This is a genomic window from Acinetobacter sp. 22512 (assembly GCF_052044755.1).
Lineage (GTDB): Bacteria > Pseudomonadota > Gammaproteobacteria > Pseudomonadales > Moraxellaceae > Acinetobacter > Acinetobacter pittii.
In genome coordinates this window covers 1-16636 of the sequence record NZ_JBQENP010000006.1, presented here as the reverse complement: position 1 = coordinate 16636, position 16636 = coordinate 1, and the positions used below count along the sequence as shown (strand labels likewise).

The window sequence follows — 16636 nt, the reverse complement described above, 5'->3', positions numbered from 1 at the left end:
AAAAACCACCTACTTCAGCCTTAGCTATATATCAGTTGATTAATAAAAAAATAGTATTTATATAGTTCAACTAATATATTCTTCCAAAACTTATTTAGCTTTTTTTAAGTCATGCATCCACTTTATCCCTTTTTCTGTTGGTATAGGCCAATTATTTGAAGTCGTTATTTCTACAGTATCATCAGGATAAAGATGTACTGCTAAATATTTTTTTCCTTTTAACTGTTCTTTCGTAAGAATAACTTGATTCTTTGCCACATGCTTTTTTTTACTATTTGTTTCTCCCCATGTAATGACTTGTGAACCAATCTTAACTGGAGAAGTATTCATGCCTCCACCAAATCCTCCTCCAATTTCCTCACCATTTATCTCAGTCATATAAGCATGGTAAGAAGTAAAATATTGAAAGGATGTTGTACCCATATTATAAGTCGCATTTGGACCAAGGCTAACACAGCCTACAAGACTGAATATCAAACCAAATATTAGTAATAATCTATTCGACCATTGTGTTTTATTCATCATAAAATTTATTAACTCGCATTTGCTACAAGTTGGACCATCACTTCATCCATAGATATTTTTTTATCTTTTAAGCGTTCTAGTTTTTGATTTAACCCTTTATCTGTTAAAAAGTTTTCTTTATAAATCAATTTTAAACAAATAAAATTTAAAATATCTCGTGTACCAAATAAGTTATACGCTCTAGCCTCAGGAATGGATTTAATAACAAATTGATATAATTCATTATCTGTCATATGACTAATAAGGAATTCATTATTGAGTTTTAAATAATAAATAAGATTATCAGGAAAAGTTGCCTCAACCATCATTTCTTCTTGTTCAACAGTAAAAGTTAAAGGAACTTGCACATAAGGTAATTGTTCAACCCGTTCATTTATCCCCCAAATTACTTGAAGCTTGCCTAACCTATCCCAATACCACCAACTTTGAATAGGAGTAAGTAAGTCTTTAATCTGCTGAGTATTGAATACAGGCCCATCGACATACAAAGTTTTATTTTCTTTATGGCCAACCAAGGTAGCTAAGATTACAGGGTCCCAAAATGCCAAAAACATTTCGAGTCCACCTTCAAATTTCACTTCTAAAAATTTTCTTAAATGCTCAAACAAATAATTGAAGGACAAAGGGCTTACTATAATTGTCATGCGAGCCGTGCCTGCAATATTTTGTTGTATCCATTGCCATTCTTGTGATGAAAAATCTTGAGGGAGTTGAAGTAAATGGGGAGATACCGCTTTTGCCTCCTCACCACTAGCTTCTAACAAAAGGCATTTTTGACGTAGATGCTCAAATTTCTTCAAGAAACTATCATCTTGTGCAGCATCTGCAAGTGCAAAAACGTTTAATCCAACTTCTGCAAAAGAGTGTGGCTCAAATGTTTTAAAAAATGTCTGAAGCGGTAGTTTAGCAGTCATTTATCGACCATCCCCTTTGTTTATAAATGCACCCCTCTGCGCTGCTCGTCTCGCCAAACATTCCCAGCATACATTATTTGGAAAAATCGGTAAGGTTGGGGTTTCACTTGCTCCTGTTGTAAAGAGATGTTGACCAGCTTTAGCCGTAAATTTTTGCGGGGTAATTATTGTTACCCCTGATGCATCAATTCTTAATGCACTCTCTTTAGCCCTTAATACAATTTCATTAGGACTATTGATTTCAACTTTGCCTTCTGATGAAGTAATTTTGACATCTAATCTTGCAGAAGCGTCGAGTACATTGTCTTGGGCCTGAATATCAAACTTGCCTTTAGCAGCATAAATTTTTAAGTCTTCTTGACCTGCAAATAAACTTACTTTTTTCTTCGCATTTAAAATTAGATTTTCATCTGTACTTGTATTAATAGATTTTCCGCTACCAAGCGTAATGCTTTCGGATGCCTGAATATGGATATCTTTGCCTGAAGTTAGGCCAATACTTTCAGGAGCAGCTAAAAGCATGAGTGCATCTTTCATGGCTTTTAAATCTTTCCATTGAGATTCTATTTTTTTGATATAGAACTCAACATTTTGAAGCATATCTGCTGCCTCTGCTTGCTGTTTACCTGCATATTCAGATAAAGCTTTCATACGCTCCAAGCCCTCGGAAAGATTTTCAATCGCTTCCTTTGCTTCGAGTTGTGTTTTTTGAGCACCCGGTTGAATGAAAGTTGAAACATATAGTCCTTTACTACGAATCGCGCCAGATAAATCAGACCTTAATTCAAATCCCTGACCTCTTCCATCACTTTCAGCCTGCTCTTTAGGGTGACTTAAGTTACCTAAATTTAATTGACTTGCCCCATGACTACTATGAAGCTGAGTACTAATTTGCCCAGTCGTATCATCAAACCGAAGTTGGTTAAAACCAGACCCACTTACTTCTTTAGTACGAATACCACTTAACTTTTTAGTATCCGGTAGCTGGCCTTTAATATCAAATTTGGTAGGTGACCGTTGCCCTTCATGGACTCGCCCTGTAACAAATGGACGATCAATATTTCCATCAAAAAAGTCAATTACAACGATTTCACCCACTCGTGGCAAAAAGCGTGCACCGTATCCTTCCCCTGCCCATGGCGTTAATACATCTACCCAAGCCGAGTCAGTATCATTGTCATTGCTTCCTGCACCTCCATCATGTTGATGGTCATCGGTACGGGTGAATAAAAAACGAACCTTGATACGCCCCCATTCATCTACATGAATTTCTTCTCCATCTAAACCCACTACTTTGGCCCGTTGCACATGGGCCGAGGGACGATGTATTAATGGGTCAAACTCTGGAACAATATCGATATAGCGGCGTACAACCATGAGTTCATTGGCTTGACGTTCTTGCGCTCGATCATGGCTGACTTGCCAATGGCTCAAACTTAATAGTTGTTCAACTTGATCACGTATATCTTTTGGTAAATTGTTCTGGTTATAAAACCGCTTACTTAAAATCAAAAATTCTTTATCAGAACTTTCATGATTTCTTTCAAGTTCAGGATGTTCATTTAACTTGAACCAATAACCAACTTGAGCATCTCGTACGCTGCTTCGAGCAATAAAATACTTTGCCTGCAAAGCTTGATATTGATTTAATTGTTTATTTAGTTTTTCAATCTGACTATTGCTTGAAGTGGTTGCCTGATCTTCTCCGTTTAAGTCCGTAATCCAAGCAGGTGCAATTGTCCATGCCTGTTCAAGACTTAAACTTTCATTATCACGTTGTGAACTATGCTGATGTGCGCTTAAAACACTACCACTTGCATCTTCTTGACTTAAGTTATCTGCTTGCCAACGTTGAAGATGGATTGCCGTGGGCTGCAGCTGTCTTTGTGCAATAAAACTGGTAATACTGTCATTTTGTTCAGTTGCATCGCTTCTATGATAGCGAATAGCTCGACGCTCTAAGACTTTATATTCATTATTATGATCAATAAGGCGTAGTTTTTGAGGCTCAATCGTCTGGCTATTACTCAAGACCATAGACTCTGATTCATCAATTAACCAGTTGATACCCTCTTCCCGCATGAGACGGGTTAAATACGCATAATCACTTTCATTCGACTGCATAGAAAAAGGTCGAATATCATAATTCTTAGTTAAGCCACTGCTATCTAGTTGTAAACTTGTGGCAAATAAAGAACTTTTGTTTTGCCATTCTTTAAAAATAATCTCAATAATTTCTACTGCACTTTTATTCATAAACACCCGACTATTACGTCGTTTGTGCCATAAACTTGTCGCATCTTGCATAGTCAGTTTATATAAACAAAGTGCGCCATCACTTTGCCCTTGACTCGCCCCTGTGATAATTCCTGTAGTTCTAAATAATTTACCTGAATCTGTTACTTGTTCTACGGCAACTTGGGATCCAATAAATTGTTTTAAAGAAATATAAGGGTTTATTGATAAGCAAATAAGCTCAGCAGAAAGCCCTTCATTTATAGAATGAAAGCCATCAATACGTTGTAAAAAAACCTGATTATTTATTTCAGAATTAGTAAAATAAATATGTAGAGCCCGTTTTTGTGAAGCAAAACCAATCTTGTCTAAGAAATCAAAAATATTATTCAACATTGTTATTTTAACCACGAATTGACTTAATTATGTTAACAAACAGATACAATAAGCTCAAACAAAGAAACATGTTAAATTTCAATAAATTTAATTAAAATCAAACAATTAAATATAATAATATTTTTGTATTAAAAAGTTATCTTAAAATAAGCTTTTGCTTAATTGAATAAATGTAATTTCATAATATTTATCGATTTTAATTAAAAATAAAATAATCTTAAATTTTTATTTAAAAATATTTATTAAATTCTGAAACTTATCTCCAAAAATTATTTAGTCATTTTATCACCAAATCAATTTGACCTCTAAAACTGTTCTAACTATGATGAAGCCGCAAGTTTCGCCAATATTTTGCACAAACGGCTGTTGTGCTGAGTGATTGATAAAGAAAACAACAATGACGAGAAGGAATATGTCTCTTTATAATTTTTCAGTTTTTTTGGGTGGATTATTATTTGTATCAATTGCCTCTGCTGGCTATAAAAGTAATGCACACCGAGACTTTTATTTAAAATGCGTAGCCGCTGGACATAGTCGCGCGACCTGTCTGTGTATTTATCACCGTTTAGAACGCCAATATTCCCCAAAACTCATGCATAAGCTTGGAAAGTTAAGTCTACAAAGCCCAGAAGTGCCGCGTGATTTTGTAAAAACGATGCTTCGAACGATGCAACAGTGCCAGTCATAAAGTTACAAGTTTTTTTAAAGCAAATCGGCAAGATTTCTAATTTCTTCCATCACCGCCTTACACGCAGGCGTTAAATAGCCGTGCTTAGAAATAGACAAAGATATATAGCGCTTGAGCGCGGGATTAATAATTTTTGCGGCTTGAATTGAGGTGTATTGGCTGGCTTTTTTTAACGCTTGCGGCCCCAGCATGGTGTACATGCGAGACTCGGAAACCAAATGGGTTTGTAAACTAATCGAGTCAGCTTCAAACACAATATTTAGCTCTACCCCATTTTCATAGGCCATGTGGTCTAAAAAGTTTCGCCAGTTACTTGGCCTGCAAAAGGTGACCAGTGGTAACTGGCTTACCTCTTTAAAGTCGACTTCATTGGCCTGAGTGAGTACATCTCCTTCACAGCCGACCAAATAAGTATCGGCTTGGGAAAGGTAAACATCGCCTTGTTTAGGCGTCGGGTTAAAGCGATAAAGTATGGCTAAATCGACACTACCATCTTCAAGCCATTTTTCTAAATGCACCCCTTGCCCTTCACGCACCGACAGTTTAATTAAGGGATATTTCTCTTGAAGCACTTTATACAGAGTCGATAACAATGGATGAGCAGTAGACGGTAAACTGGCAATGCGAACCGTACCAATTGGGGTATCGGTCGAGTGCAAAATTTCATTATTGAGTTGGTCGGTCACGTTCAGCCATGAACGAATTTTAGGAAGTAAATGCTGACCTAAATCGGTCAACTCAACGCCGCGTCCAGTTCGGTTAAATAAACGACCGCCACATTGTGCTTCAAGCTCGTTCATTTGCCGACTGATTTGCGGTTGGTTGGTGTTATGCAGCATGGCGACTTTGCTTAAGCTACCGAGTTCCACCGCGTCTAAAAATATTTTCCATAATTCATAATTCATCGATTCTTCCTAAATCGTAAATAGGCAGCATTTTTAGCTATACATTTTCAGTATAACTGAAATTCAAGAATTGGTAATTCCTACATAGCTCACCTATTTCTATACTCCAATCATGTTCTCTACAACACGATTTAAGTCAGATTAAGAACCAGAGAATATTTAATTACACTGTATAGGAAGTACGATTATGAGTTTAGATTTACGTGGATTAACCCCAGCACCTGTGACTCCTTTTACCCGTGACGGACAAGTAGACCATAATGCAATTCAACGTTTAGGTTCATGGTTAGGCAGTATTGATGGTGTGAAAGGCTTGGTTGTTCTTGGGCATGCAGGTGAAGGAACATTCTTGTCGCAAAAAGAACAAATGCAGGTCATCGAAAGCTTTGTTAAATCGGTAGATGACAAAATTCCGGTAATCGCTGGTATTACACTCGAAGGTACTTCGGTTGCAGCAGAAGAAGCAAAACGCGCAGTGAGCGCTGGTGCTTCGGCAGGTTTGATTTACCCTTCACATGGCTGGTTGCGTTTTGGCTATCAAAAAGGCGCACCACAAGACCGCTATAAAGCGATTTATGAAGAAAGTGGTTTGCCATCTATTTTATTCCAATATCCAGATGCAACTAAAGCCACTTACGACCTAGAAACTCTACTCGATATTTCTGCACAGCCAGGTGTATTTGCCATGAAAAATGGTGTGCGTAACATGCGCCGCTGGGATGTCGAAATCCCGATTATTCGCCGTGAACGTCCAGACTTACAGGTGTTGACATGCCACGATGAATATTTGCTTCACACCATGTTTGATGTAGACGGCGCTTTGGTTGGCTACGGCAATATTGCCCCTGAACTGCTAATTGAAATGATTAAAGCAGGTAAGGCCAAAGATTACGCCAAAGCTCGTGCTATTCACGACCAATTATTACCAGTGACTCGTAATGTCTATCACCGCGGTTCACACATGGAAGGCACGGTCGCGCTTAAACATGCATTGGTTGCTCGCGGAATTTTGGATCATGCCACTGTGCGTTCGCCTCTGCTTCCACTGGCAGATGGTGCTGAGCAAGAAATTCATGATGCAATGCGTCAAGCCGGAATTGGCAAGGTCGATTTAACCCAAGCCGTTGCTTAAATTCTATTCGGGCTAGCATGTACGCTAGCCTTTTTTTCCTGTACGCTGCCTGAGGCCAAACATCGGGCATGTCTCTTAAAAACAATAATAAAAAGCATGCAAACTGTGGTGAACAGGTAGTGCGAAATAGAACAACAAAACTACGAGGAATGTAGTAATAAGGAGATAGAAGATGACAAATCTAGCGGATGTAGAACAAATTAGTCATCATCAAAAAAATGCGGAAATTATTGCAAGACTTGAACGACTACCTGTCACTGGTCGATTGCAATTTATGCGAATTACCATTGGTATCGCGACCTTTTTTGACGCTTATACTGTTCTTGCGATTGCCTTTGCTTTACCCCAACTCATTACCGAATGGCACCTGACGCCTGCCTACGTCGGTGCGATCATTGCCGCGGGTTATGTCGGGCAACTGGTCGGTGCGATTTTCTTTGGTTCTCTTGCCGAAAAAGTCGGTCGTTTAAAAGTACTGTCTTTTACTATTTTACTGTTTGTGGCAATGGACATTTCTTGTCTGTTTGCGTGGAGCGGAATGTCGCTGTTAATTTTCCGTTTCTTACAAGGTGTTGGAACAGGTGGCGAAGTGCCCGTTGCGAGTGCCTATATTAACGAGTTTATTGGTGCAGAAAAGCGCGGTAAGTTTTTCTTGCTCTATGAAGTTTTATTCCCACTCGGTCTTATGTTTGCAGGCATGGCGGCATTTTTTCTGATGCCAATTTACGGCTGGAAAGTCATGTTTATTGTGGGCCTAATTCCATCTTTACTGGTGATTCCTTTACGGTTTTTCTTGCCTGAGTCACCACGCTGGTTGGCTTCAAAAGGTCGTTTTAAAGAAGCCGATCAAGTCGTCAAAAGCTTTGAAGATGGTGCCATCAAAAGCGGTAAAACTTTGGCTGAACCTGTGGTTAAAGAAATTAACCCGCAAGGCATGGCAAAAACTGACTGGCGCGAGCTGTTCCGTGGCATTTACCGCAAACGTACCTTTACCCTGTGGGGCATGTGGTTTTGCGTTTATATGGTGAACAATGCCATGGTGACTTGGCTGCCATCTCTTTACAAACAACACTTTGGTCTGTCACTTCAAACCAGTTTAGGTTATGGCTGGATTACTTCGGGCGTGGGTGTAATCGCCTCTATTATCTGTGCGTTAATGATTGATAAAGTTGGCCGCCGCCCTTGGTACAGTACAGCGTTTTTCTTGGCGATTATTCCACTCATGAGCCTCTCGGTTTTAGGCGCAAAATCGGCAATGGAAGTTGTAATTTTCGCAACGATTAGCTATGCCATTTTGCAGACCATATCATTCTCTTTATACCTTTACGCTGCCGAACTTTACCCTACTCGCCTACGTGCGATGGGCATTGGTTTTAGTACCGCTTGGTTACGGGCTGGCTCTGCAATTGGACCTGTTATGGTCGGCCTCGTGGTTGGTGGCTATGGCATTCAATATGTGTTTAGTGTGCTGGCCGTCGTGGCACTCATTGGTGGCCTAGTGACCTTCTTGTTTGCCATTGAAACCAAAGGCCAAGTGCTCGAAAAACTCTCTCCTTAATTCATCCATTTCATAAAAAGCTTGCCTAACCCCAGCGTTAGGCAAAGGGCTTATTCATGCTTAAAAAAGGAATTTAAAATGAATAAATATTTGCTATGGGGCTGTATTGGTTTATGCAGCGTGAGCAATGCTTATGCAGAGCTTCCTCAAGAATTTGGCAAGTTAGAATTAAAACTTAACACCCGTTACTGGAACGATGAAGGCACTGCCCACCCTACGCTTGCCAATCCTTCGCCTTCGTCAAGTGAATATGAACAAAGTGCGTTAGGGCTTGAGTTAAATTATCAATCACCGTACATGTGGGACTGGCTTGGAGTAGATGGCTCACTCTATGCAGTCACCAAGTTATTTGACTCTGGCAAGCCGAGTGCTCAGCTTTTAGAAGTCGAAAATAACGGCAAACTCGACCAAAACTTTGCGACTTTAGGGCAGCTCTACATCAAAGCTAAACTGGGCGATAAAGGCGAAATTAAATTAGGCCGTCAGTTGCAAGACTCACTCTTACTTAAAAGCACCAATAACCGCGCGGTGCCCGACACTTTTTCGGGTGCGAGTGGGCAGTTTCAACTGAATGATCAGCTACAGACTTACATCGCTTACTATGACCGCTGGAAACCGCGCAGCATGGACTCTTTTGAAAAACTGGTGACTGAAAATGATGAGCGAATTGATTATGTCGGTTTGCTTGGTGCCAAGTATCAATACAAAAACTGGAGCGTAAATGCCGAATATTTAAATAGCAAAGATTATTTAAAAAAGTACGGGGCGATTGCTCAATATAAATTGCCCTTGCATGGCTTGGTGTGGACATTCAACACAGGTGCTTTTTTCTCGCGTGATGATGGCAAGCTGTTTAAATGCGGTGCCGAAAGCGAGCTGGACTGTGTAAAAGGCCAAGACATTAACAACCGTGGCAATGGTTATTTTGTCGATGTAAATGTGACCAAGAATAACCTTGAAGGTGGCATTGCCGTTTCAAAGTTTGATGGTTTTTGGATAGAAGATAACTTTGCTGTGCACTCCGCCCGCAACTCGGTTTTGACGCAAGATCACGGCACTAACCCGTTTCCGACCTCTGCGACCATTGGCCCAGACTTTACCAATAACGATGAAACCGCCGTTGCCCTTCGCTTGAAATATAACTGGAAAGACTATGTGAAAGGTTTAAAAACCGAGGCGAAGTATATTTATGGCTTTGGCACGCATCAAAGTAACATCAGCAGTGATATTGAAGGTAAAGAGCGTTACTTTGACTTTACGGTGAGTTATGCCTTGCCGTGGGTGAAAAACTTAGATGTGCGTTATTCATTTTTGCATTATGAGTCAAAGTTTGAAAATGCAAACCTAGGTGAAAAAATAAATGGCATGTCTCGGAAAGATTGGGACCAGCACCGTGTATTTATTAATTATCGTTATACATTTTAAGCACAGGCTAAACGTTTAGGTTGCAAAATCATGATTATTACTATGTAACAGCACGGGTCGTAATCATGATTTTTTAACTAAAAATTTACGCTACCGCACTTTGATTAAATGCTTCAACAACGCCAAATATCTTGTCAGCATCCCTATCAGCAAAAACACCATCAATACCTTCATAGTGAATCTGATTGAACGGAGGTTCATAAAGTTGGGAAGCTTCCAAAGTTCCGCGCATAGTTAAATGGTCAATAATCATCTCTACGAAACGGATTTGTTTTTCGTTATATGTAGTGCCATGTAAATAATTTGAAAATGCCTCTTGTACTGCCTGCCGATCTAAACCCACTAGAGAACGGATAAAGAAAGTTAAAGACTTTTCTGTACCAAAACACTTTTCAAATTTTTCTTTACTCTCGACTTCTTGTGCTTCAAAGACAAAACGCTCTAACTCAATTAAGTCAGTCGGGGTTAATGCTAGGCCACGTTTTAATTTTGCGATAGTAATATGGTTTTCATTCGCCTTAATGAAATTTTCAACGCGCTTACGATATTGAGCAAGATTGACACCACTAGAGACGACAGGAATATCAATTTCTACGGCATTACCAATTTCATCATCTAGCATGGAATAAACAATGGTAGAGGTGGATTTTTCAATCAGTTTTACCAAGCCACGAATACGTTTACGCATCGATTCAAGCATTGGAAGTGTAATATCCTTCCAATATTCAGCAGATTGAATTTCTTGAATTAAAGTGATTTGTGCAGCAACAACAGGAATATTTTCTTTAGTCTCTAGCTTAGATGCAACTTCAATCACTTTATTAGCATACGTTTGAATTGCTTTATTGTTCTTTGCTAATACTGCAAGTTCAAGGTTATAGCACAACATATCAAATAACTTTGCTTCTAAGGTTTCAGCCTCAAGCTCATTTGGTAATTTTGAAATATGCTCGCGTAATATGCCCATAGATAGGTCATCTAAATTATTCCAAGCATTATCATTTTTGAAATGTTCAACATATTCGAGTTCAGACCGCACAATGAAATTCTCATTGTTCATCGATCTCACTTCTGTCTGTAAGCTTTGACGAATATCTTGCTGTACTGCTTTTAGTTCTTCAGTATCAAAATCTTTGGTATTCAATAAACTCAAAATATTTAATCGAGCTTTAAATAATCGTTGTCCCAATGGTTCAGTCGTAGAAACTGGAGCACCTTCAGGGTTTTCATTAAAATATTCAAAGTTTGAGCAATAATCGAAAATATAAAATTCTTTTTTATCTTGTTCTGGTGCAAATAGCTCTTTACACAGTCGTGTACCTCGCCCAATCATTTGCATAAATTTGACTTTAGAACGTACCGCTTTAAAGAACACCAGATTAACCACTTCAGGTACATCAATGCCAGTATCAAGCATATCCACAGATATAGCTATTTGTGGGTCTGGTAGGTCTTTTTTACTAAAACCATCGATTAAACTTTGCGCGTACTTAGTCGCGTGAGTAATTACACGTGCAAATTTACCATCATATTGCGGATAGTTTTTGTCGAAGCGCTCGGCAATGAAATTAGCATGATTTTGATTTACGGCGAAAATAATTGTTTTTCCTAACCGATCACCACCTTCTACCTTAATGCCATTTTCCATTAAGTGTTGAAGCATCTTATCGACTGTACCCGTATTAAAGAGTTCTTTATTAAGTTTGGATGCAGAAACTTCTTCCGGTGCATCTCCCCCTTCCCAGTCCAATTCAATCCAATGCTGTTTTTCTTCTTCTGAAAGTTCATCATATTTCACGCCTTCACGCATGAATTTAAGAGGAACTGAATAGGCTTTTGGTGGTACTAGATAACCATCAGCAATAGCTTGATCGAGATCGTAGTAATCGGTTGGGACACCACTTTCTAAACCAAACAATGCATAAGTATCACGATCCACTTCATCTCGCGGTGTTGCAGTTAAACCAACTAATAAACTGTCAAAGTAGTTAAAAATCTCACCAAATTTTTGATAAACACTACGGTGTGCTTCATCAACAATAATCAGGTCAAACATACCTGTACCGTATTTACGGGTTCCATCTGCATTCATTTCATCAATCAGGCCCATCATTGTGTGATAGGTAGAAAGATAAACTCGTCCGTTTTGGTTCTTACTATCGACTAAGTTTACTGGTGCAGCATCAGGTAAATTGGCTTTAAAAGCATTGGTCGCTTGATTGACTAATGATGTTCTGTCAGCAAGGAATAATACTTTTTGCACTACATTAGCTTTCATCAATACATCAACTAGGGCAATCGATGTACGAGTTTTCCCTGTACCTGTTGCCATGATGAGCAAACCAGCACGTTCTTTACGTTGGAATGCTGCTAGCATGGCTTTAATAGCGCGAGTCTGATAGTAGCGTTCTACAATTTCTGTATTTATAGGGAAGCTGCTTAAGTCAGGATTATTCTTACGTCGCTCAATAAGCCGTTTAAGCTCTGCCTGAGTATAAAATCCATGGACTAATCGTGGCGGGCCACCCTGCACATCGTTCCAAATTCGAGTTTTGTAGCCATTGGTGTAGAAAATTACAGGCCGTTGCCCTGTTTGTTGTTCTAAACAGTCCGCATAAAGCTTTGCTTGTTGCTGTCCAATATCAGGATTGGCAGATGTACGTTTTGCTTCAACAAGCGCTAAGGGTAAGCCGTCAGCATCATAAAGCACATAATCAACTGAGCCTTTACCTGATGAGTTTGGCATACCGGTAACTGGTACTTCTTCGCGTACGGTGTTGCCAATTTCCCAACCTGCCTCTTCAAGAAGTAAGTCAATTTTAAGTTTACGGGTTTCGTCTTCTTTATAGTCGGTGTTGTCTAGAATCTGACTATTCGCAATTTTGGCTTGTTCAACTTCAGCTCGTTTTTGAGCAAGGTCGGCATCAATGTTAGCAAGTAATTTTTCGCGTTCTTCTAAACTTGCAGATTGTTCAAAGAGTTTTTGTTCACGTTCACGTAGCGCCTTGTGTCTTTCAGCAAACTCCTTTTCTTTCGCTTCCGCTTCTTTTTGTAATTGCTCTTTATTAGCTGTAATTTGCTGAGCGCTGTCAGCATTTGGAATTAGTTTTGGGTTAAATAAAATCGGCTGTGAACGATCTTTTGAAGGTGAACCATAATTACGTTCAAACCAGACATAAATTAAAAATAAATGACTGATGTGTTTTACAGTTTCTTCGGTAGTTAGTTGTTTAAACTTTTTCCCATGCACAGCACTGTTGCCGACCATGCGGATATTGTCCATTTTGTCCCAAATATAGGGTGGGACAAGGTCTTTAAACTTAACGTCATTTAGTAAATTATAAATAGAAGCATCGTAAGGCTGGTTTAATTTTTTATCATATTGATATAACCAAAACACCAAGTTTTCTAAAGAGTTTCGGGCAAACATCAAAGAAGCTTGAGGTGAAATATACACGAGCTTTTCAGCTTCTTTGGCAGTAATAGCCAAACTGCTAAAGTCAGGTTCTAGAAACGAGAAGTTACTCATGTATATACCCTCAAATCTTAAATTAATTATTTATAAATTTCCGCTAAATGCTTGGTTTTGTAATGATTTAAATAGAGTATCCAATATACTTAACTGATTAATAAGTAATCGCTTTTTCTCTCTAATAGTTAATACCTTATTCTTAAATTGAATTTGTTCATTCTCTGGGGGAATAGGCAAAACTATTGATTGAAACTCTTTTGCATTAATATTTGCCATTCCAACAATACTTTTACACATGCTTTGCAATTTCTCTTTTCCCCATGGTGAATTTAAGAAAGCAGAGATGTATTCTGGTGCATAGTTTGCTTTAGTTCTAGCCCTTACTAAATAGCCTGCATACGCCATTGGTTCAGGCCCCACATAAACGGCTGTTTTTCCAACTAATTCTTTACTGTTAGTTCGATTAAATAAAATATCACCTTCTTTTACAAGATATTTTTCATCTGCTTGGACTTTAGTTATATATTTTAGATCAGTTAAATCCATTTCACCTGAATAAGTTAGGTTATTCATTCGAAGAATTGGAATTTCTCCTTCTAAGGTCGCTTTGTCGGATGAACCATATTTTACAGATTCAAGCATATCTCCAATACATCCAACATCCCATCCTTTAGGATTACTTATAGGATCCCCAAACATATCAATAAAAGTAGCCTGTAAAAGCTGATCTAGCTTTTCAATCGCCTGCTGACGTTTTTGGCGTAGCTCATCCGCTTGATCTAAAATAGAGGCAATTCGGCGTTGTTCTGCAAGAGAAGGATATTTTATTTCTAACTCTGAAAAACGAGATTTATTTACAATAGGTAATGTTGTAGAGGAAGAAGCTTTTTCTAGTTGCGGTTTTAATGTTTGAGCAAAGTAAAAACCATATTTGGGAAAAATTTTACTTTCATCGAATATTAATCCATTGATTTGTTGATTAAAACAAACCTCTTTATTAACAATTGCTAATTTACCTAAACTCCCAATACAAGAAACAAGTACAGTATTTTTGGGTACTATATAAACTTGATCAGCACCTTGTTTCGTTAAATAAATCTTTGTTTTACCTAAAACACTTTCATTTAAATCAGCAGGTGATACAAATGGTATATCACCTCCATAATATTCAGTTTTAGAAGTCTGAGGAGTTTTGCCTGTTACAACTTTCGCAACATCTTTAAATTTTGCTGTTACCCACTCACTCACTTCAACAACTCCTTAAGCTCATTCATTCCTTTAAGAATGTCTTTCTCAAGCAACTCTAGATCTGCCAGAATCTTACTTGGTGCTTCATATTCAACTTGCTCGTACACCACTTCTTTATAACGGTTAATCGACAAATCATAACCATTGGCAGCAATATCAGCTTTATCCACTAAGAAGCTTTGCTCTGTCGCTTTACGACCTGTTTCCGATGCTAAGTTATGGAAACGAGCAATAATGTCAGGAATATTGTTATTTTCATGCTTAGAAGCATCTAGTTCATTACGCTTATCATCAAGTGAATAACCATCTGCCTGCATATCATAAAACCAAACTTTATCTGTACCACCAGACTCAGTTTTAGTGAAAATCATAATGGCAGTGGAAACACCCGCATACGGTTTAAACACACCGGACGGCATCGAAATAATCGCTTCGAGCTTTTGCTCTTCTACAATTTTTTGGCGCAAATCTTTATGCGCTTTAGATGAACCAAATAACACACCATCAGGCACAATCACCGCAGCGCGCCCACCTGTTTTAAGCAAGCGTAAGAACAAAGCTAAAAACAGCAATTCAGTCTTTTTGGTTTTAACAATCGCCTGAATATTCTTGGCACAGCTTTCGTAGTCCAAACTACCCGCAAATGGAGGGTTAGCAAGAATTAGGCTGTACTTACTTTCAATATGTGAGTGTGCTTCGCTTAATGAGTCACGGTTTTCAATACTTGGGTTTTCGACCCCGTGTAGCATCATGTTCATTGAACCAATTCGAAGCATGGTACTGTCAAAATCGTAACCGAAGAATGTTTCTTCACTAAAGCGTTTTGCTGCTTCAGAATTAGCAAAAATCTCGGTACTGTAATGTTGGCTAAGGTATTCACTTGCTGCCACAAGAAAACCGGCCGTACCACAAGCTGGGTCACAAATAGTATCGGTTGGCTTGGGCTGCATGAGCTCCACGATCATCTTAATAATATGACGAGGTGTCCGGAATTGCCCATTCTGACCTGCTGAAGCGATCTTACCGAGCATATACTCGTAAACATCACCTTTAGTGTCTTTATCATCCATTGGCACATCTGCCAAAAGGTCAATCACTTTAGTTAATAATGCAGGATTAGGAATAGTAAAACGGGCATCTTTCATATGATGACTATAAGTAGTGTCATCATCACGGCCTAAGTTTTTAATAAAAGGAAAGACTTCCTCTGCAACCGTTTTATATAACTTAGCTGGATCACCTAAATGAATGAGTTTAGACCAACGTAAGTGATCTTGTTCTGGTTTAAAAATTGGTTGTTCAACAGCAATTTTGAGACGATTCGCCTTTTTTTCTTTTGTAGTTTGAATTTCATCAAGACGGCGAATAAACAGTAAATATGTCATTTGCTCCATGACTTCTAAAGGGTTAGAAATTCCACCACTCCAGAAAGCATTCCAAATTTGGTCAATTTTACTTTTAATCTCGCCCGTAATCACAATGTTGAACCTCAAATTTCTTCGATGCGTATTGTGTTAGAAATATCTTTGAAATGCTATAGCCATACATGTTCAGCGGCAATACATGTCGTCCCTCTCAATCTTTTGCTTATTTTTAAAGCTATATTTAGATAGATTGAATTAGAGGAGAAATTAAGCAAACGACTACAGACGCCTTCAAAGCTTCGATCAAGATTTTTTAAACTTTTATTTCTGATTTGAATTTTTGAAAATGCAAACCTAGGCGAGAAAATAAATGGCATGTCTCGAAAAGATTGGGACCAGCATCGTGTATTTATTAATTACCGTTATATATTTTAAGAACAGGCTAAACGTTTAGTTTAGCTTTATTATTTCTATTAATTTATAGCTTTAGAGATATTAACTTTTGAATTTAATTAAAATATAAATTTATATTTAAAATTTTTATAATATTTTATTTAAATTGAATTGACCTGTTAAAAACTTATGATTATTATGGTCCCGCTGGCCTACATTGCCAGTCGGTTTTGACAGACCGCTATACATACAGCGCATCAGATTTGCTCCTTCTGAGGGGGAGATCTGTGTGTAAAAACCACCGTCCCCTTCACGTTGCGGTAGGGTGATCTGACCCCATAAAGTTGGACAGTTAGTTAAGCAGTTTTTAAAAACTGGTTT

12 protein-coding genes and 1 pseudogene are annotated in these 16636 nt (G+C 38.4%); 5 read left to right on the top strand and 8 right to left on the bottom strand.

All coding sequences use genetic code 11. The features are described 5' to 3' along the window. Nucleotides 1-90: 90 nt before the first annotated feature. The 3 genes from ACTJJG_RS08275 to ACTJJG_RS08265 are packed head-to-tail and all read right to left on the bottom strand — an operon-like array spanning nt 91 to nt 4070. On the bottom strand, nt 91-525 hold the full coding sequence (locus tag ACTJJG_RS08275; RefSeq protein WP_000981409.1) for a hypothetical protein: 435 nt from the start codon (nt 523-525) through the stop codon (nt 91-93). An 8-nt stretch (nt 526-533) separates the two neighbouring features. Continuing rightward, nucleotides 534-1439, bottom strand: a complete 906-nt coding sequence (locus tag ACTJJG_RS08270; protein WP_032057735.1) for a DUF4123 domain-containing protein — start codon at nt 1437-1439, stop codon at nt 534-536. Beyond that, nucleotides 1440-4070, bottom strand: a complete 2631-nt coding sequence (locus ACTJJG_RS08265) for a type VI secretion system Vgr family protein (protein ID WP_032057736.1) — start codon at nt 4068-4070, stop codon at nt 1440-1442. It lies immediately after the preceding gene. Between the two features lie 412 nt (nt 4071-4482). Between ACTJJG_RS08265 and ACTJJG_RS08260 the strand changes: the two genes are divergently transcribed. Next, nucleotides 4483-4758: a hypothetical protein gene (locus ACTJJG_RS08260; protein WP_000061136.1), complete on the top strand. Its 276-nt coding sequence runs from the start codon at nt 4483-4485 to the stop codon at nt 4756-4758. Between the two features lie 14 nt (nt 4759-4772). Here ACTJJG_RS08260 and ACTJJG_RS08255 read toward each other — a convergent pair whose 3' ends face one another. Then, a complete protein-coding gene (locus ACTJJG_RS08255; protein WP_069119691.1) occupies nt 4773-5663 on the bottom strand; it encodes a LysR family transcriptional regulator in 891 nt (296 codons plus the stop codon). 187 nt (nt 5664-5850) lie between these two features. On the opposite strand from ACTJJG_RS08255, the gene ACTJJG_RS08250 reads away from it, so the two are divergent. The 3 genes from ACTJJG_RS08250 (at nt 5851) to ACTJJG_RS08240 (ending at nt 9778) form a co-directional block, all read left to right on the top strand. After that, complete coding sequence (locus ACTJJG_RS08250) at nt 5851-6795, top strand: dihydrodipicolinate synthase family protein (RefSeq protein WP_000050879.1); 945 nt, start codon at nt 5851-5853, stop codon at nt 6793-6795. Nucleotides 6796-6967: 172 nt separating this feature from the next. Further along, nucleotides 6968-8353: an MFS transporter gene (locus ACTJJG_RS08245; protein ID WP_069119690.1), complete on the top strand. Its 1386-nt coding sequence runs from the start codon at nt 6968-6970 to the stop codon at nt 8351-8353. A gap of 78 nt (nt 8354-8431) precedes the next feature. Further along, entirely contained in the window at nt 8432-9778 is a 1347-nt protein-coding gene (locus ACTJJG_RS08240; RefSeq protein ID WP_069119688.1) for an OprD family outer membrane porin, read from the top strand. 85 nt (nt 9779-9863) lie between these two features. Here ACTJJG_RS08240 and ACTJJG_RS08235 read toward each other — a convergent pair whose 3' ends face one another. From ACTJJG_RS08235 to ACTJJG_RS08225, 3 genes are read right to left on the bottom strand one after another with little or no spacing between them, the layout of a single operon-like run. Continuing rightward, nucleotides 9864-13307, bottom strand: coding sequence for a DEAD/DEAH box helicase family protein (locus ACTJJG_RS08235; protein WP_069119686.1), 3444 nt, complete (start codon nt 13305-13307; stop codon nt 9864-9866). 30 nt (nt 13308-13337) lie between these two features. Continuing rightward, entirely contained in the window at nt 13338-14498 is a 1161-nt protein-coding gene (locus tag ACTJJG_RS08230; protein ID WP_069119684.1) for a restriction endonuclease subunit S, read from the bottom strand. Continuing rightward, a complete protein-coding gene (locus tag ACTJJG_RS08225; RefSeq protein ID WP_069119682.1) occupies nt 14495-15976 on the bottom strand; it encodes a type I restriction-modification system subunit M in 1482 nt (493 codons plus the stop codon). The genes ACTJJG_RS08230 and ACTJJG_RS08225 overlap by 4 nt, the downstream gene beginning before the upstream one ends. A gap of 225 nt (nt 15977-16201) precedes the next feature. Here ACTJJG_RS08225 and ACTJJG_RS08220 point away from each other — a divergent pair. After that, nucleotides 16202-16297, top strand: a pseudogene (locus ACTJJG_RS08220) (hypothetical protein); the annotation flags it as partial. Nucleotides 16298-16402: 105 nt separating this feature from the next. Here ACTJJG_RS08220 and ACTJJG_RS08215 read toward each other — a convergent pair. After that, the coding region (locus tag ACTJJG_RS08215) for a hypothetical protein (RefSeq protein ID WP_440608921.1) at nt 16403-16636 on the bottom strand (234 nt) is incomplete at its 5' end.